The organism is Serratia sp. CoH_134_PS_4 (genome assembly GCF_058190535.1).
Window position 1 is genome coordinate 800585 of sequence record NZ_JBXWKI010000001.1, and the last position, 22446, is coordinate 823030.

General features: G+C 55.6%; 18 protein-coding genes. 12 read left to right on the plus strand and 6 right to left on the minus strand.

The genetic code is table 11. The features are described 5' to 3' along the window. Positions 1–46 precede the first annotated feature (46 nt). From araH to AC2FCQ_RS03655, 3 genes are read right to left on the minus strand one after another with little or no spacing between them, the layout of a single operon-like run. Positions 47–1030: an L-arabinose ABC transporter permease AraH gene (gene araH / locus AC2FCQ_RS03645; protein WP_209633109.1), complete on the minus strand. Its 984-nt coding sequence runs from the start codon at positions 1028–1030 to the stop codon at positions 47–49. A 17-nt stretch (positions 1031–1047) separates the two neighbouring features. Beyond that, on the minus strand, positions 1048–2583 hold the full coding sequence (araG, locus tag AC2FCQ_RS03650; RefSeq protein ID WP_209633107.1) for an L-arabinose ABC transporter ATP-binding protein AraG: 1536 nt from the start codon (positions 2581–2583) through the stop codon (positions 1048–1050). A gap of 60 nt (positions 2584–2643) precedes the next feature. Next, entirely contained in the window at positions 2644–3627 is a 984-nt protein-coding gene (locus AC2FCQ_RS03655; protein WP_209633105.1) for an arabinose ABC transporter substrate-binding protein, read from the minus strand. A 360-nt stretch (positions 3628–3987) separates the two neighbouring features. On the opposite strand from AC2FCQ_RS03655, the gene AC2FCQ_RS03660 reads away from it, so the two are divergent. The 6 genes from AC2FCQ_RS03660 (at position 3988) to rsxC (ending at position 11652) form a co-directional block, all read left to right on the plus strand. Next, positions 3988–5661 carry a ribulokinase gene (locus tag AC2FCQ_RS03660; protein WP_209633103.1) on the plus strand — a complete coding sequence of 558 codons (1674 nt, stop codon included), beginning with the start codon at positions 3988–3990 and terminating at the stop codon, positions 5659–5661. 145 nt (positions 5662–5806) lie between these two features. After that, positions 5807–7312, plus strand: coding sequence for an L-arabinose isomerase (gene araA / locus AC2FCQ_RS03665; RefSeq protein WP_490307588.1), 1506 nt, complete (start codon positions 5807–5809; stop codon positions 7310–7312). Positions 7313–7580: 268 nt separating this feature from the next. Beyond that, on the plus strand, positions 7581–8021 hold the full coding sequence (locus AC2FCQ_RS03670) for a DUF2569 domain-containing protein (RefSeq protein ID WP_037414760.1): 441 nt from the start codon (positions 7581–7583) through the stop codon (positions 8019–8021). Between the two features lie 145 nt (positions 8022–8166). Then, positions 8167–8748 carry an electron transport complex subunit RsxA gene (gene rsxA, locus AC2FCQ_RS03675; RefSeq protein ID WP_004938443.1) on the plus strand — a complete coding sequence of 194 codons (582 nt, stop codon included), beginning with the start codon at positions 8167–8169 and terminating at the stop codon, positions 8746–8748. Beyond that, positions 8748–9320, plus strand: coding sequence for an electron transport complex subunit RsxB (rsxB, locus tag AC2FCQ_RS03680; protein ID WP_209633099.1), 573 nt, complete (start codon positions 8748–8750; stop codon positions 9318–9320). Before rsxA ends, rsxB begins: the two co-directional genes overlap by 1 nt. Then, positions 9313–11652, plus strand: a complete 2340-nt coding sequence (gene rsxC / locus AC2FCQ_RS03685; RefSeq protein ID WP_490307589.1) for an electron transport complex subunit RsxC — start codon at positions 9313–9315, stop codon at positions 11650–11652. Before rsxB ends, rsxC begins: the two co-directional genes overlap by 8 nt. A gap of 120 nt (positions 11653–11772) precedes the next feature. Here rsxC and AC2FCQ_RS03690 read toward each other — a convergent pair whose 3' ends face one another. After that, complete coding sequence (locus tag AC2FCQ_RS03690; RefSeq protein ID WP_209633094.1) at positions 11773–12666, minus strand: helix-turn-helix domain-containing protein; 894 nt, start codon at positions 12664–12666, stop codon at positions 11773–11775. Positions 12667–13047: 381 nt separating this feature from the next. On the opposite strand from AC2FCQ_RS03690, the gene rsxD reads away from it, so the two are divergent. The 5 genes from rsxD (at position 13048) to dtpA (ending at position 18236) form a co-directional block, all read left to right on the plus strand. Beyond that, positions 13048–14133: an electron transport complex subunit RsxD gene (rsxD, locus tag AC2FCQ_RS03695; RefSeq protein WP_265556123.1), complete on the plus strand. Its 1086-nt coding sequence runs from the start codon at positions 13048–13050 to the stop codon at positions 14131–14133. A gap of 9 nt (positions 14134–14142) precedes the next feature. Then, a complete protein-coding gene (gene rsxG, locus AC2FCQ_RS03700; protein WP_209633090.1) occupies positions 14143–14772 on the plus strand; it encodes an electron transport complex subunit RsxG in 630 nt (209 codons plus the stop codon). Then, the gene (locus tag AC2FCQ_RS03705; protein WP_209633088.1) at positions 14769–15467 is read left to right on the plus strand and encodes an electron transport complex subunit E; all 699 of its coding nucleotides are present in this window, start codon (positions 14769–14771) and stop codon (positions 15465–15467) included. The genes rsxG and AC2FCQ_RS03705 overlap by 4 nt, the downstream gene beginning before the upstream one ends. Further along, positions 15467–16108 carry an endonuclease III gene (nth, locus tag AC2FCQ_RS03710; RefSeq protein WP_209633087.1) on the plus strand — a complete coding sequence of 214 codons (642 nt, stop codon included), beginning with the start codon at positions 15467–15469 and terminating at the stop codon, positions 16106–16108. The genes AC2FCQ_RS03705 and nth overlap by 1 nt, the downstream gene beginning before the upstream one ends. A 607-nt stretch (positions 16109–16715) precedes the next feature. Further along, positions 16716–18236 (plus strand): dipeptide/tripeptide permease DtpA, encoded by a 1521-nt coding sequence (gene dtpA / locus AC2FCQ_RS03715; RefSeq protein ID WP_209633086.1) that lies wholly within the window; start codon positions 16716–16718, stop codon positions 18234–18236. 80 nt (positions 18237–18316) lie between these two features. Here dtpA and AC2FCQ_RS03720 read toward each other — a convergent pair whose 3' ends face one another. Continuing rightward, the gene (locus AC2FCQ_RS03720) at positions 18317–20407 is read right to left on the minus strand and encodes a prolyl oligopeptidase family serine peptidase (RefSeq protein ID WP_490307590.1); all 2091 of its coding nucleotides are present in this window, start codon (positions 20405–20407) and stop codon (positions 18317–18319) included. 159 nt (positions 20408–20566) lie between these two features. Then, on the minus strand, positions 20567–21130 hold the full coding sequence (locus tag AC2FCQ_RS03725; protein ID WP_209633084.1) for a helix-turn-helix domain-containing protein: 564 nt from the start codon (positions 21128–21130) through the stop codon (positions 20567–20569). A 113-nt stretch (positions 21131–21243) separates the two neighbouring features. Between AC2FCQ_RS03725 and AC2FCQ_RS03730 the strand changes: the two genes are divergently transcribed. Then, the gene (locus AC2FCQ_RS03730; RefSeq protein ID WP_490307591.1) at positions 21244–22437 is read left to right on the plus strand and encodes a benzoate/H(+) symporter BenE family transporter; all 1194 of its coding nucleotides are present in this window, start codon (positions 21244–21246) and stop codon (positions 22435–22437) included. Positions 22438–22446 lie beyond the last annotated feature (9 nt).

Here is a 22446-nt window from a genome sequence, read left to right on the forward strand (position 1 = left end):
AACGACCCGGGCAGTTAACAGAACTGTGAACAGGGTTCTCGATTTTCTAGACCGTACGTTTGGCCTGTTGTTTGTACCGGTCGAAAATCACCGCGGCCAGCAAGATGACGCCACGTACCACGTACTGCGAGAACGGCGAGATGTTCAACAGGTTCATGGCGTTTTCTACCGTGCCAAGAATCAAGATACCTGCAATCACATAGGAAATTTTGCCAATGCCCCCTTTCAATGACACGCCACCCAGCACGCAGGCGGAGATCACGATCAACTCATAACCGATCGATGTCATCGGCTGGCCGCTGGTCATGCGTGATGCCAGGATGATGCCGGCAGCGGCGGAAACCAGCCCAGACAGCATAAAAATCACGATCTTGGTGCGGACGACGGGTACCCCGGCCAGACGTGCGGCCTCTTCATTGCCGCCAATCGCCAGCGTATTGCGGCCAAAGGTGGTTTTATTGAGCAAGAAACCAAACAAGATCAGGCAGGCGACGGTGATCCAAATCGGCGCAGGTAATCCCAGCCAGTTGGCGTACCCCAAGGTAAAGAAGCGTTCGTCTTCGATACCCACCGCCTTGCCGTCAGAAATGATGTAGGCCAGCCCGCGAAAAATCTGCATGGTTGCCAAGGTGGTGATCAGCGCGTTGATTTTCAGCCGGGCGATCACAAAACCGTTAATCAACCCAGAGACCATGCCCAACAGCAGGCCGGCCGCTACGCCGATCCACAGGCTTTCGGTCATGTTGATCACCACCGCGGTGGTGACGCCTGCACAGGCGATAACTGACGCGACAGACAGGTCAAAATCACCGGAAGCCAGGCAAAACAGCATGCCACAGGCCACCATGCCGGACATGGAAATTGCCAGCCCCAGCCCCTTCATATTGATAAAGGAACCGAAGTTGGGCACAAAGAGCACGCAGGCGATAAACAGCGCCGCGAACACCACCAGCATGCCGTAGCTGTCCCAAATCCGCGCCAGCCCTTGGCCGCTGCGGTTTTTTACGGAATCGGTCGTTAGGGTCGACATCTCTTTCTCCTTCACAATCAGGCCACCGCCGCAGCGGCATCAGGGGCAATATCAGGGGTGCGCAGCATTGCCAGGCTGAGGGCTTTTTCCTCGCTGGCCGTGTTATGCAGTAATTCGCCAGACAAGGCGCCTTCCCGCATCACCAGAATGCGGTCCGCCAATCCCAGTACTTCGGGCAAATCACTGGAAGCGAACAACACCGCAATGCCCTGCTGCGCCAGTTGATAAATAACGTTGTAAATTTCATGCTTGGCACCGACGTCTATGCCACGCGTCGGCTCGTCCAGCAGGATCACTTTCATCTCTTCGGATAACCAACGGCCGAGAATGGCTTTCTGCTGATTACCGCCAGACAGATTCATAATGAGCTGCTCGGCACTTGGGGTTTTGATGTTCAACGCACGGATGTGGTGTTCGGCATTACTGGCTTCCCAGCCGTTGTTGATCAAACACCCAGCGCGGATGCTGTTACGTCGCGCGCTGATATTGATGTTGTCGCGGACCGAGTGCACCGGGATGATGCCATCTGCTTTACGATCTTCCGGGCACAGCATGATGCCTGCACGGATGGCATCAATCGGTGAACGAATGGCGATCGGTTGTCCATCAAGCATCAGTTGACCACCGCTGATGCGCGTAGCACCAAAAATGCCCTTCATCAGTTCACTGCGCCCCGCGCCAACCAGACCGAACAACCCGACAATCTCCCCAGCCCGTACGCTCAAGTCGATCGGGGTTCTGACACCCGGCGCTTTAAGCCCTTTAAGCACTAAACGCTCCGGGCCCAGTTCACGTGGCTGATAGCCATACACATCGCCCAGATCGCGCCCGACCATCGCCTGCACCAGCTGTGCGTTATCGACCTGCCGCATATCATCAAAGGTGCGCACATAGCGGCCATCTTTGAATACCGTAATGGCGTCGCTGAGGGCAAAGATCTCCTCCATACGGTGCGAAACGTACAGGATCACCCGCCCTTCGGCGCGTAACTCACGGATCACGCGGAACAGTTGTTCAATCTCTCTGGCGGACAGCGAACTGGTGGGTTCGTCAAAAGCGATCACCTTGGCATTACGCGCCAGCGCTTTGGCGATTTCCACCATCTGCCACTGGCCGATCGACAGGTATTTCAACGGCGTATCCGGATCGATATCCAGCCCGAGGTGCTCCAGCTGTAGCCGGGATTCGTAGCGCAACAGTTTGCGATCCACCAGCCCGCGCTTGGTCGGTAACTGGCCAAGATAAATGTTCTCCGCCACCGTCATTTCCGGCACCAGATGCAGTTCCTGATAAATAATCGCGACCCCTGCATTCAAGGCGTCGGTGGTGTTGGTGAACTGTACCGCCCGGCCTTGCAGCTGAATTTCCCCTTGGGTCGGCGCGTAATTGCCGCTGAGAATTTTCAGCAGCGTGGATTTCCCGGCGCCATTTTCTCCCATTAGCGCGTGGATCTGCCCGGCCTGACAGCTAAAGCTGATGTCATCCAGTGCCTTCACGCCCGGGAAGGTCTTACCTATGCCTTTAAATGCCAGATACGGCAATGCGGCGCTCATAGCGTTTTCCTCCTGCAGTCAACAATGCCGCCCGGCGTAATGCTGCGGGCGGCTCGGGGATTACATCAGGCCTTTTTTCTGCAGTTCGGTTTTGAAGTTGTCACGGGTGATCAACACCACATCCGTCACTTCGGTGAATTTCTGCGGTTCTACGCCTTTTTCGACCCAGTCATGCAACATCTGAATACTCTTGTAACCGTGGATATCCGGGCTTGGCAGCAGTGAACCGTAGAAGCCGGTCGCCTGCCCCTTGGACAATTCACTGACCGCATCCACGCCGTTGATACCAATGCCGATCACGTTCGGCGCTTTGAACCCCTGGCCTTCGGTAGCGCGCACGCCGCCCAGCACGGTGTTGTCATTCATCCCGACAATCAGCCAGTTTTTTACTTCCGGATGCTGCACCAACATTGAGTTGGCGGCGTCAAACGCCCCCGGAATGTCGTTAGATTTGGTCGGTACCCTATAAATCTGCTTTTCTGGGAAGCCGGCAGCCTTTAACGCCGCAATGGAACCCCCGGTACGACGACGGGCGGTGTCCAGCTCATCGGCGGTGATCGCCATCACGGCGGTATCCGGCAGTGTCCAACCGCGCTTGTTCATCTCTTTCCACAGCTCCTGGCCCTGGCGCTCACCGATTTTTGTGGCGGCCATCATCACCAAGGGCACTGTGTCCATAGGTTTGCCCTTCGCGTTGACAAACTGGTCGTCCACGGCAATCACCTTCAGGTTGTAACTGCGCGCTTTGGCAACGATCGCCGATCCAAGCTTCGGATCCGGCGTACAAATCACGAAGCCCTTGGCTCCGCTGGCCGCCAGACTGTCGATGGCATTCAGGGTTTTTTCCCCATCCGGCACGGCGATTTTGATCACCTCAAAACCCAGATCTTTACCGGCCTTGTCCGCAAACTTCCATTCTGTCTGGAACCACGGCTCCTCCGGCTGCTTGACCAAAAAACCCAGTTTCATCGTTTCGGCGATAGCTGAATGTGACATAACGGCCGCCAGACCCAGTGTCGCCAGCGCCTTAGTGAATTTATGCATGATGCTCTCCGCTATTTTGTTCTCTTTGGCGACGAAACCCGCTCGCGGTGAAAACGTTATCATTAGGTTTTATACCGTCGGTATGTCGCATATATCGCGGCACTCACCCACGGCAAGGGTAAGACGGCTTAAGTTTTAGCGGGTATTTGTTACTTAAATGTAGAGCGCTATCACATCCGTGGAATACAGCAGATATGTGCATATATTTAGCGAGTTTCGCCAAGCGCTAACTTATGACAGCCATCACAAAACCACTGCGTGAAGCAGAAAAGTGCATACTTCCAGCCAACGGCTCCTCACCTGCCCACCGCTTCGGCTCCTATGGTTGTCACAGCGTGTTAACACATCAGGAGTCACATCATGACGGCAGGTGCTATTGCCCTGGGATTGGATTTCGGTAGCGATTCGGTACGGGTTTTGGCGGTTGACTGCCAGGACGGTGCGGAGCTGGATACCGAGGTGGTTTATTATCCCCGCTGGCAACGCGGTGAATTCTGCAATGCGGCGGAGAACCGTTTCCGCCATCACCCACTCGACTATATTGAAACCCTGGAACAGGCCATTGTCGGTCTGGTACAACGTATGACCCCGCAGCAACGGTTGCAGGTGATTGGCATTGGCGTCGACTCAACAGGCTCCACGCCGGCGCCGATAGACGAGCAAGGCCAGGTATTGGCGCTGCGGCCAGAATTTGCCGACAACCCAAACGCCATGTTTGTCCTGTGGAAAGATCACACCGCCCTCGAAGAAGCCGACGCCATCAATCGGCTGTGCCGCAGCGGTGAATTCCCCGACTATTCCCGCTATATCGGCGGCGTCTACTCGGCCGAATGGTTCTGGGCCAAGATCCTGCATGTCACGCGCCAAGACGCCGAGGTTCGCCGGGCGGCCGCTTCCTGGGTGGAACTGTGCGATTGGGTACCGGCGCTTTTGTCCGGCACCACCGCACCACATCAGCTAAAACGCGGGCGTTGCAGCGTGGGCCACAAGACATTGTGGCACCCCGACTGGGGCGGTCTGCCACCAAAAGCCTTTTTTGCTGCCCTCGACCCCATGTTGGTTGAGCACTTGCCTTGGCCACTGTTTGAAGATTGTTACACCGCCGACCTGCCGGTGGGTACCTTGAGCCCTGAATGGGCCACACGCCTTGGATTACCGACGACAGTGGTCTTGTCCGGTGGTGCCTTTGACTGTCATATGGGTGCCGTCGGTGCGGGTGCCCAACCTTATACCTTGGTAAAAGTGATTGGCACCTCTACCTGCGACATCTTGATCGCCGATCGCAAACGGGCAGACGGGCGTGCCATTCAAGGCATTTGTGGCCAGGTCGATGGCAGCGTGGTGCCGGGGTTGATCGGCATGGAGGCCGGACAATCAGCCTTTGGCGATATGTATGCGTGGTTCAGCCGTTTGCTCAGTTGGCCGCTGCGTGAAGCCGCAAAAAATCACCCTCAATTGCGGCCACAGCTGCAAGACATTGAAACGGGGTTACTGGCGGCACTGACCGACGCTTGGGCCAAGGCTCCTTCACTGGACCATCTGCCGGTGGTGCTGGACTGGTTTAACGGCCGTCGCACCCCTTACGCTAACCAGCGGTTGAAAGGTGTGATAGCCGATCTCAATCTCGGTACCGATGCGCCGACCCTGTTTGGCGGGTTTATTGCCGCCACCGCCTTTGGCGCCCGCGCCATTATGGAGTGCTTTGAACAGCAGGAGATCCCGGTCGATAACGTGCTGGCCTTGGGCGGTATTGCGCGTAAATCCACGGCGATCATGCAGGTCTGCGCCGACGTAATGAACCGGCCGCTGCACATTGTTGCCTCTGATCAGTGCTGTGCGTTGGGCGCGGCGATCTTCGCCGCCGTGGCCGCGGGCCGTTTTGGCAGTGTGCCCGACGCCCAACGCCAAATGGCCTGTGACATCGAACGCACCTTACAGCCAGACGCACAGCGTGTCGCTCGCTACCAACAACTTTATCAGCGTTATCAGCAATGGTGCCAGGCCGCCGAGCCACGCTACGCCCAAGATACGTGACGTGGCCCCCCGTTGGCTTCCTGCGCATTCCCGGTCACCTCACCGGGAATGCGCTTAGATACCGACGCAACGCCAACTATTACGGGTATCCGTCCCAACCCGCGGTTCAGCAAATCAGTCCCAATACACAATTCAGGAGTTTTTAATGGACGCATTTAAACAGCGCGAAGTCTGGTTCGCCATCGGCAGCCAACACCTTTATGGCCCGCAAACGTTGCAACAGGTCAGAACTCACGCCGAGCAGGTGGTTGATAGCCTTAACCGCGAAGCCGGGTTGCCGGTAAAACTGGTGCTGAAACCGTTGGTCACCACACCGGATGAAATCACCGCTCTGTGCCGTGACGCCAACTATCAGCCACAGTGCATCGGCATTCTGACCTGGCTTCACACTTTCTCACCGGCAAAAATGTGGATCGCAGGATTATCCATCCTCCACAAGCCCCTGCTGCAGTTCCATACCCAGTTCAACGCCCAGGTCCCTTGGGACAGCATGGATATGGACTTTATGAACCTTAACCAAACGGCTCACGGCGGCCGTGAGTTTGGTTTCATTGGCGCCCGTATGCGTCAACAGCACAGCGTGATTGCCGGCCACTGGCAGGATCCCGAGGCACACCGACGCATCAGCCAATGGATGCGCGCAGCCGCAGCCAAACAGGCCAGCCAGCAGCTGAAAGTGGCTCGCTTTGGTGACAACATGCGTGAAGTGGCGGTGACAGAGGGCGACAAGGTCGGCGCCCAGATCCAGTTTGGCTACTCGGTCAATGCCTATGGTATCGGCGATTTGGTCAGCGTCATCAATGAAGTCAGCCGTGGCGATGTGGATGCGCTGATTGAAGAGTATGAAGCCAGCTATGTGTTAAGTGACGCAGCGAAGATCAACGGGGCAAAGCGAGAGAACCTGATCGATGCCGCGCGGATCGAACTGGGCATGAAGCGATTCCTTGAACAGGGCAACTTCCAGGCTTTCACCACCAATTTTGAAGACCTGCATGGCATGAAACAGCTGCCGGGGCTGGCGGTGCAGCGCCTAATGCAACAAGGTTACGGCTTTGGCGGCGAAGGCGATTGGAAAACTGCGGCCTTGCTGCGCATTCTCAAGGTCATGGCCAGCGGATTAAACGGTGGCACGTCGTTTATGGAGGATTACACCTACCACTTCCAACCCGGTAACGATTTAGTGGTCGGCTCACACATGCTGGAGGTCTGTCCGTCGATCGCCAAAGAACACAAACCGCTGCTGGATATCCACCCTCTCGGAATCGGCGGCAAGGCCGACCCGGCGCGGCTGATTTTCTCCACCCCGGCCGGCCCTGCCGTTAACGCGAGCCTGATTGACCTGGGCGATCGCTTCCGTTTGCTGGTCAATCAGGTGGACACGGTGGAACAGCCGCATCCACTGCCAAAACTGCCGGTGGCACGTGCCATTTGGCGGGCTCAACCCACGCTGGCCACTGCCGCTGAAGCCTGGATCCTGGCGGGGGGAGCACACCATACCGTATTCTCACAGGCGCTGGATGCCGAACTGTTACAGCTGTATGCCGAAATGCATAACATCGAGTTTTTGTTAATCGATCAGGCAACCACCCTTCCGGCATTCAAAAATGCGCTGCGCTGGAACGACGCCTACTACCAACTTAACCGCCGTTAGTCTTCCCGCTACCGGCAGCAAAACAGTCTGCCGGTAGCCAAACGCTCCCTGACATCTGTACCCCAAATAATTGAAATTGCATCGCGGCGGCAACTCAGCGCATCCCCCGGAGCCAACAAGCAGTATGTGACCGGGGTAAGCGCAGGAGACCAACAAAGAGGCAGCTTCAAGTATGCAGGGTATAATGTGATATTGATGACTAAGCCCGCATTACCCGCTAAGCTATGCGGCTGTCTCATTGAATCATGTCTTACCCAGGAAGCCGTTTATGTCTCAAGCTGAATACACCCGTATCGGCGGTTGGTTGCTGGCCCCAATGGCCTATCTGATCGTCACCCTGCTTAGTGCCAGCCTGATGCTGCTCCTGTATGCCATGGCCATTTTCATGCCGGAATCGCGCGAATACCTGCTGACCAACGCCCAGGCCTTTAGCATGCAGTGGTATTTTTCGGTGCTGACGACGCTGGCGATGTGGTGCTTTACCCTGTGGCTGCTTTGGTTGTTCTGCCACCGATCACTGCGGTTCCCCAAACTCTTCCTCTTGTGGCTGTTGATCACCGTGTTGCTGGCGGTGAAAGCCTTTGCCTTTGCGCCGGTACCGGATGAGTTGGCTGTGCGCAGTTTGGGTTGGCCATTGTTAATGGCGGCGCTGCTGGTGCCTTATATGAAGCGTTCACAACGGGTCAAAGGTACCTTTACCGAGCGCTAACCTCGGCTGTGGCACGTTTTGTGCGAGTTATTGTGTAAATATTCGCCAAAAATGGGCAAAAAGGGCAATAACCCTGCTATCCCTATGTTGTGGTCAGGCCGCCAATTCCCGATAATAGGCGGCTTTTATTTTTTTAGGCATCGCAATGACCGAATACCTGCTCCTGTTTGTCGGCACCGTACTGGTGAATAACTTCGTCCTGGTGAAGTTTCTTGGCCTGTGCCCGTTCCTCGGCGTTTCCAAAAAGCTGGAAAGCGCCATTGGTATGGGGATGGCTACCACGTTTGTTATGACGCTGGCCTCCGTCAGCGCCTGGGTGATCAACACCTTTATCCTGGTTCCGTTGGATCTGGTGTATCTGCGCACGCTGTCATTTATTCTGGTGATCGCCGTCGTGGTGCAATTTACCGAGATGGTTGTGCGCAAAACCAGCCCGGCGCTGTATCGCCTGCTGGGCATTTTCCTGCCGTTGATCACCACCAATTGCGCGGTACTGGGCGTTGCGCTGCTTAACGTCAACCTCGGCTACAATTTCCTGCAGTCTGCGGTCTATGGCTTCAGCGCCGCCGCAGGTTTCTCGCTGGTGATGGTATTGTTCGCTGCGATCCGTGAACGCTTGGCTGTCGCCGACGTACCGGCCCCTTTCCGCGGTTCGTCCATCGCGCTGATCACCGCCGGGCTGATGTCACTGGCCTTTATGGGCTTTACCGGGCTGGTGAAATTCTAATGACCGCGTTATGGATTGCGATTGCGGCATTGAGCGCGCTCGGCCTGTTGTTTGGCCTGGTGCTGGGCTTTGCCGCACGCCGTTTTGAAGTAGAAGAAGACCCCGTGGCCGAGCAGGTCGATGAGATCCTGCCCCAGAGTCAGTGTGGCCAATGCGGTTACCCCGGTTGCCGCCCTTATGCCGAAGCCGTGGCTAACGGTGAGATGATCAACAAATGCGCGCCGGGTGGCGAGCAAGTGATGCTGAAATTAGCCGAGCTGCTCAACGTCGAACCACAGCCGCTGGGTAGCGAAGCCGCTGTCGAGCCTGTACGTCAGATCGCCTATATCGACGAAGCCAACTGTATCGGCTGCACCAAGTGTATTCAGGCTTGCCCGGTGGACGCCATCGTCGGTGCCACCCGCGCCATGCATACCGTCATTACCGATCTTTGTACCGGCTGCGACCTGTGTGTTGCGCCGTGCCCTACCGATTGTATTGAAATGAGACCGGTCGCCACCACTACCGCCAACTGGAAGTGGGATATGAAGACGATCCCGGTGCAAGTGATTCACGTGGAGCAACATGCTTAATTTGTTCGCCGCCTTCAAAAAAGACCGGATTTGGGATTTCGACGGCGGGATCCATCCACCGGAAATGAAGACGCTGTCCAGCGGAGTGCCGCTGCGTGTCGCTCCACTGCCTGACACCTTTGTTATCCCGCTGCAACAACATCTGGGGCCGGAAGGTGAGCTGTGCGTCAAAACGGGCGATCGGGTACTTAAAGGCCAACCGCTGACCGTCGGCCGTGGCCGTACTGTCCCCGTGCACGCCCCCACCTCCGGTACCGTTAGCGCCATCAAACCGCATATCACGGCTCACCCATCAGGGTTGGCAGAGCTGTGCGTGATCATTGAGCCTGACGGCGAAGACCGCTGGTGCGAGCGCACGCCGGTGGCGGATTACCGCCAACTGGCAACGAACGAATTGATCCAACGTATTCATCAGGCCGGCATCGCCGGGCTGGGCGGTGCCGGTTTCCCGACCGCCAGCAAGCTGCAAGGGGGGATGAACGGGGTGGAAACCCTGATCCTGAATGCCGCAGAATGTGAACCTTATATCACTGCCGATGATCGTCTGATGCAGGAACATGCCGATCAAATTATCGAAGGCACGCAAATCCTGCGTCACCTGCTGCAACCCAAGGTCACCCTGATCGGTATCGAGGACAATAAACCCGAAGCGATCGACGCGTTAAAACATGCGTTACGTGACCAGCCCGGCATTGCCCTGCGCGTGATCCCGACCAAGTACCCTTCCGGTGGCGCCAAGCAGCTCACCAAGATCCTGACAGGCAAAGAAGTGCCGCACGGCAAGCACTCCTCCGCGATTGGCGTGCTCATGCAAAACGTCGGCACCGCCTTTGCGATCAAACGCGCCATTGTCGACGGTGAGCCCCTGATCGAACGCGTGGTGACCCTGACCGGCGAAGCCCTGAGCCAACCGGGCAACCTGTGGGCACGCATTGGTACGCCAGTGCAACACCTGCTGAAGTTTGCCGGTTTTCAGTCCCAGCCCCAGCAAATGGTGGTGATGGGCGGTCCGCTAATGGGCTTTACCCTCCCCGCGCTTAACGTGCCGATCGTGAAGATCAGCAACTGTATTCTGGCACCGTCCGTCAGTGAAATGGCGCCACAGGAACCCGAACAATCCTGCATTCGCTGTGGCTTGTGCGTTGACGCTTGCCCGGCAGGCCTGTTACCGCAACAGCTTTACTGGTTCAGCCGCGGCGAAGAACACGAAAAAGCCCGCAATCATAATCTGTTCGACTGCATTGAATGTGGTGCCTGTGCGTTTGTTTGCCCAAGCAATATTCCGCTGGTGCAGTACTACCGCCAGGAAAAGGCCGAGATCAAAGCCATCGATCAGGAAGCGGCACGCACGGCGGAAGCCAAGGCACGTTATGAAGCCAAGCTGGCGCGTCTGGAACGTGAGAAACTGGCACGCGAAGAGCGCCACAAGAAAGCGGCGGTCAAATTAACCGATGGCGATCAGGATGCCGTTCAGGCTGCCTTGGCACGGGTTCGCAGTAAGAATGCTGCACCGGCGACGGGCACTATTCGCGGTGACGCGCCGGACAACAGCGAGATGATTGCTGCCCGCGAGGCTCGCAAGGCGCAGGCTCGCGAACGCCGCGCCCAGCAGGAAATAACCCCTACACCGAGTGCCGCTGCAGAAGGCGATGATCCGCGCAAGGCGGCAGTGGCTGCGGCATTAGCGCGAGTCAAAGCCAAGAAGGCCGCCCAGCAGGCGGACCCGGTTGACGCACCGGCCGAGTCCGTTACCACTGTGACAGAAGAGGATCCGCGCAAGGCGGCGGTTGCGGCGGCATTGGCACGGGTCAAAGCCAAGAAAGCCGCGCAGCAGGCAGCCCCGGTTGACACACCGGCCGAGCCCGTTGCCACAGTGACAGAAGAGGATCCGCGCAAGGCGGCGGTTGCAGCGGCCATCGCCCGTGCCAAAGCCAAGAAAGCCGCGCAGCAGGCAGCCCCGGTTGACGCACCGGCCGAGCCCGTTGCCACAGTGACAGAAGAGGATCCGCGCAAGGCGGCGGTTGCGGCGGCCATCGCCCGTGCCAAAGCCAAGAAAGCCGTGCAGCAGACCGCCCCGGTTGACACACCGGCCGAGCCCGTTGCCACAGTGACAGAAGAGGATCCGCGCAAGGCAGCGGTTGCGGCGGCCATCGCCCGTGCCAAAGCCAAGAAAGCCGCGCAGCAGGCAGCCCCGGTTGACACACCGGCCGAACCCGCTGCCACAGTGACAGAAGAGGATCCGCGCAAGGCGGCGGTTGCGGCGGCCATCGCACGCGTCAAAGCTAAAAAAGCCGCGCAGAGTCTGACCACGGCAGAAATGGATAAAGAGTGACGAAATGAGGCGCCTTGCAGGATCCAGGGCGCCTCAATGCCTTATTATACGTCAGTGTCGCTGGCGACCATGATGAGGCTAGCTGAACCCAATTGACGGCTCCGCTTACAGGGGCGCCCTCTAGTCGATAGAAATCAGATAGGTGTAATCAACGTCGATCTGACGCATTTTCGAATCCTGATTCCATTCTTTGGTTTGAATAATTTCCATTTCAATGCTGCCTTTCACCTCATGCCGGAGTCCTGGCATCACATGGGTGCTCAGATAGGCAAAGAACTGTGAACACTCTTTCGCGGTGCCCAAATGATTGATGGAGATATACTCACGCCCGGCAATAGGGATATTATCAATATGGTAACCTGACAAAATGTCTTTTTTATTCTCAGGATCCACCGCCATGATGTGCGTCGCGGAACATTCGCTGCCCCCTCGATTACGGACAGAGTGAATACTGTAAACACGGTGGCAATCGACATTAAGCCCGCGGAAGAAATCGGTAAAGATTTCATCTTTCATCGCCATACAAGACGAATGTTCGATCTCCGTCTCTCCGACAAAATCCAACTGACGTGAGTAGCCAACCAATTGCATATCCGGCAGGGTCAGGCGCTTGACCTCTGGGTAGTAGTCAGCCGCAAAGTTGGCATCAAAACTAAAGCGCGGCATCAGGTTCTTCACATCCCACCGCTCCATCGAACGGTAACGGTTAGGCGTGGTGTCGAAACGCTGTTTGAACATCCGAGTGAAGGTTTGCTGGGAATCGAAACCCAGTTCGTCTGAAATATCGATAATAGAACGATGGGTAATACGTAACGCTACCGCGGCGCGCGTCAGAATGCGTGAGCGAATATAGGTGGCAAGTTGAATACCGGTGATACGTTTGAACTTACGTTGCAGGTGCCACTTGGAATAGCCGGAAATGCGCGCTACTTCGTCCAGGTTTGGCCGTTTCTCCAGATGTATCTCAACCCACTCAATTAACTCTTCAATAAAAAATACATCTTCATTAGTCATTAATATACATTCACTAACTTAATAATACTCGGGATAATAACCCACATAGATTATGCAAAAGTTGTTATTTTGTGCGAAAAACGGGGCCTAATCCCCCCGATTAATCCAGTGGATATTGCCTGTCGCCGGTCAGTGATGACGACTATTTCACGATTGCTGCACCAAGCTATCCCGGTTTTATCACCAAGAAAAATCCAATCGCGCCATTTGCCTGCCAACCCCAGGCACACGCGCAGTGCTAAAAGCTTAATAGCCCTACAATTAAGACGTATTACCCTTGCAGTGATTCAGGTAGAATGCAGCGCTATAATTTTCCCTGCGCCTCCGTTGAGAGGCGCGTTGAACTTGCCAATATACGGTAAAGATAGGTGTAGTTATTCTATGAAGTTCAGGCCGGTACAACCCGCAACCACCAAAGGCTTGCACATCGCCAGCTCTCCTTTCACCCACAACCAGCAAAGCACCCGCCGTATTATGCTGTGGGTGATGTTGGCCTGTATTCCCGGTATTGCGGCGCAGGTAGTTTTTTTTGGCTATGGCACCCTGGTGCAAACCGCTCTGGCAATGATCGTCGCGCTGTTGGCGGAAGGCGCCATTCTCGCCTTGCGTAAATTGCCGGTACGCACCCGGCTGGCGGATAACTCTGCCCTGCTAACCGCCCTGCTACTGGGGATCAGTTTGCCACCGTTAGCACCCTGGTGGATGATTGTGATCGGTACCTTCTTCGCCATTGTCATTGCTAAACAGCTGTATGGCGGCCTTGGACAAAATCCGTTCAACCCGGCAATGGTGGGCTATGTCGTCTTGCTGATCGCTTTCCCGGTACAGATGACCAGCTGGCTGCCGCCGGATGAGCTACGTGCGACCGCACTGTCATTCCAGGATACGCTGTTGGCTATTTTCAGCGGCCATACTGCACAAGGTGCAACCATCCATGAATTGCAAATGGGCATTGATGGCATCAGCCAGGCGACGCCATTGGACGGATTCAAAACCGGCCTGCGCAGCGGTCATAGCGTCGAACAGGTCTTGCAGCAGCCGCTGTTCGGTGGTGCGTTAGCCGGCATCGGTTGGCAATGGGTCAACCTCGGTTTTCTGGCCGGTGGCCTGTTTATGTTGGCCCGCCGCCTGATTCACTGGCAGATCCCGTTCAGCATGCTGGCAGCCATCGCGGTGTGTTCCGGTCTGGCCTGGTGGCTTGATCCGGCGCAGCAAGCTTCACCCCTGATTCATCTGTTCTCCGGTGCCAGCATGTTGGGTGCATTCTTTATTGCCACCGACCCAGTCAGCGCGTCTACTACGCCGAGAGGCCGCCTTATTTATGGCGCGTTGGTTGGCGTTCTGGTGTGGCTTATCCGCGTTTACGGGGGTTATCCCGACGGCGTCGCCTTTGCCGTACTGCTGGCCAACATTACCGTACCGCTTATCGACCATTACACGCAGCCCCGCGTGTATGGCCATCGCTAAGGAGCCATGATGCTTAATTCAATGAGAAAGCATGGCACCACGCTGGCGGTGTTTGCCGCAGTGACCACCGGCCTGACCGCTGTGGTGCATAGTCTGACGCAGAAAACCATCGCCCACCAGGCGGCCTTGCAGCAAAAGGCGCTGCTTGACCAGGTGGTTCCGCCTGAACACTACGACAACAACATGCAAACCGAGTGTTTCCTGATCAGCGATCCGGCACTGGGTAATGGTGCCCCGCATCGATTGTACCTGGCGCGCAAAAACGGTCAGCCCACCGCGGCCGCGGTAGAAACCACCGCGCCGGACGGCTATTCCGGCGCGATTCAGCTGCTGGTCGGGGCTGATTTCAGCGGCACCGTGCTGGGCACTCGCGTGGTCGAACACCATGAAACCCCAGGACTGGGCGATAAAATTGAATTACGTATCTCGAATTGGATCTCGTTCTTCAGCGGCAAAAAAATTGAAGGCCCAGACGATAAACGCTGGGCGGTGAAGAAGGACGGCGGTATGTTCGATCAATTCACCGGTGCCACCATCACCCCCCGCGCAGTGGTCAACGCCGTTCGCCGCACGGCATTGTATATGGAAACGCTGCCGCCTAAACTTGATAGCTTACCTGCCTGTGGAGCCAGCGAATGAGTGAAGCCAAAGATCTGATTGTCCAAGGGTTGTGGAAGAACAACTCCGCCCTGGTGCAATTGCTGGGGATGTGCCCACTGTTGGCCGTGACCTCCACCGTGACCAATGCCCTTGGGCTTGGGCTGGCAACCACCCTGGTATTGACGCTGACCAACGGATCCATTTCAGCCGTGCGCCGCTGGGTGCCAAATGAAGTGCGTATCCCGATTTACGTAATGATCATTGCCGCAGCCGTGAGCATCGTACAAATGCTGATCAACGCCTATGCCTTCGGCCTGTATCAGTCGTTGGGGATCTTTATTCCGTTGATCGTCACCAACTGTATTGTGGTCGGCCGTGCTGAAGCGGTAGCCTCTAAAAAACCGATTGGCCTATCCGCGCTGGATGGTTTGGCGATTGGCCTGGGCGCTACCGGTGTGATGGTTACTCTGGGTGCCATGCGTGAACTCCTGGGCAACGGCACCCTGTTCGACGGCGCCGACATGCTGTTGGGGAGCTGGGCCAAAGTATTGCGCATTGAAGTCGTTCACTTCGACAGCCCTTTCCTGCTGGCTATGCTGCCACCCGGCGCCTTCATCGGGTTGGGATTGTTGCTGGCCGTAAAATACCTGATTGATGAACGGATGAAAGCACGCACGGCGAAAGCGTTAACCACCGAAGCGGTGCTGGGACAAGGACAGGCAGAGAAAGCATAATGAACAAGCAGAAACGGCTGGAAATTCTTACCCGGCTGCGCGACAACAACCCGCAGCCGACCACCGAACTGGTGTACACCACGCCGTTTGAACTGTTGATCTCCGTGCTACTTTCCGCACAGGCTACCGATGTCAGCGTTAATAAAGCGACCGCCAAGCTTTATCCGGTCGCCAATACGCCGGCGGCGATGCTGGCATTAGGCGTTGACGGCGTTAAAAACTATATCAAGACCATCGGCCTGTTTAACAGCAAGGCTGAGAACGTGATCAAAACCTGTCGCATGCTGCTGGAGCTGCACAACGGTGAAGTGCCGGAAGATCGCGCCGCGTTAGAGGCTCTGCCCGGCGTTGGCCGAAAAACGGCTAACGTGGTGCTTAATACGGCCTTTGGCTGGCCAACCATTGCCGTAGATACCCATATCTTCCGCGTCTGCAACCGCACGCACTTTGCGCCAGGCAAGAATGTGGATCTGGTTGAAGAGAAGCTATTAAAGGTCGTGCCCGCAGAATTTAAGGTTGATTGCCATCACTGGCTGATTCTGCACGGCCGCTACACCTGTATTGCACGTAAACCGCGCTGCGGTTCCTGCATCATTGAAGATCTCTGTGAGTTTAAAGAGAAGGTTTATCCCGACGCCTGATCCTGTTGGGCGCCAACATTGCGCCCGTCCCTCATCCCCCCGATACCATCAGCCTATTTTTTATCAGAAATGTGATATCAAACAGCAGTAACCTTGGTCTTATCGAGGATTTCAGTGGAAAACGCACTTCCCGCTTATTTTCAAGCGAAAAATTAGTCAAAAATTGCGGCAAACCTCACGTTTTAAAGATCACATTACCGTCACAAGCGCCAGCCCTGTTTTCCTAAATTTCTATAATTTTACAAAATCCACCATATGCACAACAATCCAATGGATTAATCACCCCACCTGTTAATATGAACCATCAAAATCCAATTCAGCAGAATATATCACTGTTTAAATTCCGTATAGCTTTTAATCAAAACAAAAACTCGGCAAAGCAAATAAAGTCGAAAGTTAATGCTGCATAACATTTGCAACATGGTTGTTTCACTTCGCGAACGTTATATGTAACAGGATATGACAAACAGCTTGCCTCGCTGACAAAGATAGTGAACATTAACCGCCGTCATCCCATCCTATAACAACGCAGAAGGATGCAGTCCTGCATCACCTTTTGCAATTTCTCGTCTCTCTGGGACGGGGCAGTGAAAAATCAGAGGTACCAGTGTCAACAGCAAACAACAACAGCAAACACCCTGAAAGCGTCAGTTTGAACGCATTCAAACAGCCTAAGGCGTTTTATCTGATCTTCTCGATCGAGCTTTGGGAACGTTTTGGTTATTACGGCCTGCAAGGCATCATGGCGGTTTACCTGGTCAAAATGCTTGGCCTGAGTGAAGCCGACTCCATTACCCTGTTCTCCTCCTTCAGTGCACTGGTCTATGGCTTTGTCGCCATCGGTGGTTGGCTTGGGGATAAAGTGCTGGGCTCCAAACGCGTAATCGTGTTGGGTGCACTGGTGCTGGCTATCGGCTACGCCATGGTGGCTTACTCTGGCCACGACATCTTCTGGGTCTATCTGGGTATGGCGACTATCGCCGTGGGCAGTGGCCTGTTCAAGGCTAACCCATCCTCCTTGCTGTCAACCTGCTACGAGAAAGACGACCCGCGTCTCGATGGCGCTTTCACCATGTACTATATGTCGGTGAACATCGGTTCCTTCTTCTCTATGCTGGCAACGCCATGGCTGGCAGCCAAATATGGCTGGAGCGTGGCGTTCTCTCTGAGCGTAGTGGGTATGTTGATCACCCTGGTCAACTTTATGATGTGCAATAAATGGGTAAAAAATCAGGGATCCAAGCCTGACTTTAAACCGCTGCAGGTGAAAAAACTGCTGATGGTATTGGTTGGCGTAGTCGCGCTGGTCGCTATTTCCAGCTGGCTGCTGCACAACCAGATTATTGCACGCTGGGCACTGGCTATCGTTTCCATCGGTATCGTCATTGTGTTCGCCAAAGAAACTTTTGCGCTGCACGGTGCCGCACGCCGCAAGATGATCGTCGCCTTCCTGCTGATGCTGGAAGCGGTGGTGTTCTTCGTGTTGTACAGCCAGATGCCAACCTCGCTGAATTTCTTCGCCATCCATAATGTTGAGCACAACATCCTGGGCATTGCCTTTGAACCTGAACAGTATCAGGCGCTGAACCCGTTCTGGATCATGCTGGCCAGCCCAATTCTGGCGGCGCTGTATAACAAGATGGGCGACCGTCTGCCAATGCCGCACAAGTTCGCTTTCGGTATGATCCTGTGCTCCGGTGCCTTCCTGGTGCTGCCTTGGGGCGCCAGCTTCGCCAACGAACAGGGTATCGTTTCGGTTAACTGGCTGATCCTGAGCTATGCACTGCAGAGCATCGGTGAGCTGATGATCTCCGGCCTGGGCCTTGCAATGGTCGCTCAGTTGGTTCCACAGCGCCTGATGGGCTTTATCATGGGCTCCTGGTTCCTGACCACCGCCGCTGCTGCGCTGATTGCCGGTAAAGTCGCAGGTCTGACCGCTGTGCCAAGCGACGTCAACGACGCCCACGCGTCACTGGCTATCTACAGCCACGTGTTTATGCAAATTGGTATTGCTACCGCCGTGATCGCCATCCTGATGATGCTGACGGCGCCGAAGCTGTATCGCATGACGCTGGACACCGCAGAAGATACCAACAAGAAAGCGCAGGCTGCCGCTGCAGCCAATTAATCGCTGACGACGGTTTCCAATCGTAAAAAAGCCGGGGCAATAATTTGCACCGGCTTTTTTTATACCGCGTCGTTGGTGATTCAGACCGAAGATTTGCCGCTCAGATTAGTCCACATGAACTCGCTGACCAATGCCCCATGAAACGCGGATTGTTTTTTATCCGCCGCCGCACTGTGCCCACCTTCGGTATTTTCATAGAAGTAGACCTGCTGGTAGCCCATCTTCTGCATGCGTGCCGCCATCTTACGCGCATGGGATGGGTTAACCCGGTCGTCACTGGTGGCGGTGTAAAACAACACTGGCGGGTAGGCCACATCAGCCTTAATGTTGTGGTAAGGCGAGAATGTTTTGATATAGGCCCACTCTTCCGGTTTGCTTGGGTCGCCGTATTCAGCAATCCATGATGCACCCGCAGACAGCTGGGTATAGCGTTGCATATCCAGCAGCGGCACTTCGCAGACAATACAGCCGAACAACTGCGGGTAAAGTGTCAGCATATTGCCCACCAGTAACCCACCATTGCTGCCGCCACGGGCACCCAGGTGCTGTGACGATGTCACTTTCCGCGAAATCAAATCCTGTGCCACGGCGGCAAAATCTTCGTAAGCACAGTGGCGGTTTTGTTTTAGCGCCGCCTGATGCCAGGCGGGGCCATATTCGCCCCCGCCACGGATATTCGCCACCACATACACGCCGCCGCGCTCAAGCCAGGTCGGCGCCTTGGCCCCCAGGTAGCCCGGTAATAACGACACTTCAAATCCGCCATAGCCGTACAGCAACGTTGGGTTGCTGCCGTCTAATTTGATGCCCTTGGCGGCTATCTGGAAATACGGCACCTGCGTCCCGTCTTTAGAGGCAGTGAAATGCTGGCTGACCTGATAGCCGCTGGCATCAAAGTCTTGTGGCCCCTGCTTGAGCAGCTCTGCCTCAGCGCCATCAAGATTACCCAGATACAGTGAGGTTGGCTGCAGGAAACCGCTGATGGTCAGGAAATAATCATTGGTTTCATCATCAATACCGCCGGCTGAAATGGTACTGATCGTACCAGGCTTGCCCAGCGGCTTGCGTTGCCAGGTGGTGCCCTGCGGCGTCAGCACTTCCAGTCGGTTGACCACGTTGTCCATGATACTGAGGATCAAATGATCGCGCGTGGCGCTGTAACCACTCAGCGCAGCCTGAGCCGTCGGGGTGAATAATGCCGTCAGCTCACGCTTGCCCGCTAAATAATCATCGAAATGCGCCGCCAGCAGTGAACCGGAGGGATAACGCACACCGCCAACGTCCCAGTCACTGCTCGGTTTAATCAACAACCATTCGCGATGTGTGCTGAACTCGGCGTCAGCCGGAATATCAATTTTGACCTGTTGATCTTGCGCGGTCAGCAGATAGGTTTCACGACGGTAAAAATCCAGGCTACGGCCCACGTAGTTCCGTTCAAACCCCGGCGTGTGGTCGTGATAGGCAAACACCGCCATGTCCTGCGGTTGCGCTTCATACAGCGTTTGGGCGGCACTCAAGGGTGTACCGCGCTGCCAGCGCTTGGCAATGCGCGCATAGCCGGATTGGGTCATCGATCCTGCGCCAAAATCGGTGGCGACAAACAGCGTGTCTTTATCAATCCACGACGCCTGGCTTTTCGCCACAGGCAAGACAAAGCCATCCTTCACAAACTGCTTGCTGACCAGATCAAACTCGCGAATTTCGGTGGCGTCACCCCCGTCCGGTGACAGTTCCACCAGGCAATAACGGTATTCTGGTGCCAGTGATTGTGAACCGTGGAACACCCAGTCTTTGCCCTCGGCCTTGCCCAGTGCGTCGATATCCAATACCGTTTCCCAGGCGGGTTTTTCTTTGCGGTACTCCTGAAGCGTGGTCCGTCGCCATAAGCCCCGTGGATTGGTTTGATCCTGCCAAAAGTTGTAATAGTAATTCCCGCGCTTGGCGACCCACGGAATTTGACTGTCTTTGTTCAGAATGTCCAACACCTGCTTTTCCACCTGCTTGAACGCTGCGCTTTGCGCAAAGCGTGCAGTGGTACGCTGGTTTTCCTGCTTGATCCACGCCTGCGCGGCCTTGCCCTGCAACGCTTCCAGCCACAGGAATTCATCGGTGGCATGAGCGCCCCCTTCTGCCGCCATCGCCAGGCGGATACTGTTGGGTAATGAAGTCATCGCAAATACGGCTCCTGCGGTTTGTACACTGAGTTTAATAAACTGGCGTCGATGAGTTACCGTCAAAATCAAGCTCCCTCTCTTGGATAAATAAGACTCATTTTCAATAAAGTAGGTCTTTGACAACGCTGAGTCAAAGCTTGTGCCCCAACCGTTGAGTCAAAATTTAGGATAGTGGATCAGATCGTGGATACGCACCGTCTGTTGGCTGGCATTGCGGTAAGCATGGGGGCGATCGGCCTGGAAGCGCATTGCCTCGCCCGTCGCCAGCGAATACCACTGCCCATCAACCGCCAACTCAAGTTCACCGCTGATGACAATCACATGCTCAATCACCCCCGGTTCATGCGCTGAAGACTCGCTGAGAGCCCCCGGGGCCAGATCGATAACAAACATATCAAAGCCCAGTTGACGATCGAACGGAAACAGCGGTACGACGCGCATATCGGCGCTGTTCTGATTAAACACCGGCGCGTCACCATAGCGGTGGAGCGTCGCCTGCTGTTGCAGCGGTGATATTTCCAAAAAAGCAGAAAATGCCACATTAAAGCCCGTGGCTATCTTCCACAGTGTCGCCACCGTCGGGCTGGATTCGCCGCGTTCTATCTGTCCCAGCATTGCCTTGCTGACACCGGTGTTTTCAGCTGCCTGTGCCAGGCTCCAGCCGCGATGCATACGCAACGAACGGAGCGTCTGAGCCAGATGACTGGACAGTTCCTGCATGTTTTTCTCCCCTGAAATTCCGGTTGATTATAGCCACTTGTGCGCTATAGCGCACGATGCTATGCTCATTTCTTCTCGTGCGCTATAACGCACAACTGCTGCCGGAGTGTGTTATGCGCCCTGCCATCTCTCTGCGTCACCTTTCTTTACCCGCCGTTATGGCCGGGTTTGTAGCGGTATTGGTGGGCTACACCAGTTCCGCCGCCATTATCTTCCAGGCAGCCGCTGCCGCAGGCGCGACGCCGTTACAGATCGGCGGTTGGCTGAGCATGTTAGGCCTGGGGATGGGGATAACGTCTCTGGGGCTTTCACTGTATTACCGCACCCCCATTTTGACCGCCTGGTCGACTCCCGGTGCGGCACTGCTGGTAACCAGCCTGCCTGGTACTCCGATCAACGAAGCCATTGGCGTGTTTATCTTTGCATCAGGACTGATCCTGCTGTGCGGCGTCACTGGGTTGTTCGCCCGGCTCATGGATTATATTCCCCAGGCTATTTCAGCGGCGATGCTGGCAGGGATCCTCCTGCGCTTTGGACTCGACGCCTTCGCCTCATTACAGGTCAATTTCGTGCTCAGCGCGGGCATGGGATTGGTGTATTTGATCGCCCGCCGCTATTTGGCGCGTTATGCGATTGTGTTGACGCTGCTGGCCGGACTGGCGATTGCAGCGCTGCAAGGCAATATTCACCTTTCACAACAACCACTGACTTTCGCCGTACCGGAATTTATTGCACCGCATTTTACCTGGTCAACGTTATTAGGCATTGGCGTCCCGTTCTTCGTTGTCACCATGGCATCACAAAACGCCCCGGGCATTGCAACGCTGAAGGCAGCCGGCTACAACGTGCCCACGTCACCACTGATCAGTTGGACGGCGCTGGTCGCTCTGCTGTTAGCCCCCTTTGGCGGGTTTTCGGTGTGTATTGCCGCGATTACCGCCGCCATCTGCATGGGCCCGGACGTGCACGCTGATCCACAGCGTCGCTATATGGCTGCCGTGGCCGCAGGTGGGTTTTATCTGCTGGCTGGGGTATTCGGCGCTGTTATCAGCATGCTGTTCAGCGCATTACCTGCGGCACTCATCCATACCATTGCCGGGCTTGCACTGCTGGGCACTATCGCAGGCAGTTTGCAGCGCGCCCTGCAAGATGAAAGACAGCGCGATGCCGCACTGATTGCCTTCCTGATCACCGCGTCCGGCGTGACATTGCTCGGTGTGGGTTCTGCATTCTGGGGAATTATCGGGGGGGCTATCGCCCATCTCATCCTCTCGTTACCGCAGCGTAAGCGCCTACCGGGAGGTTAAACCAACAGG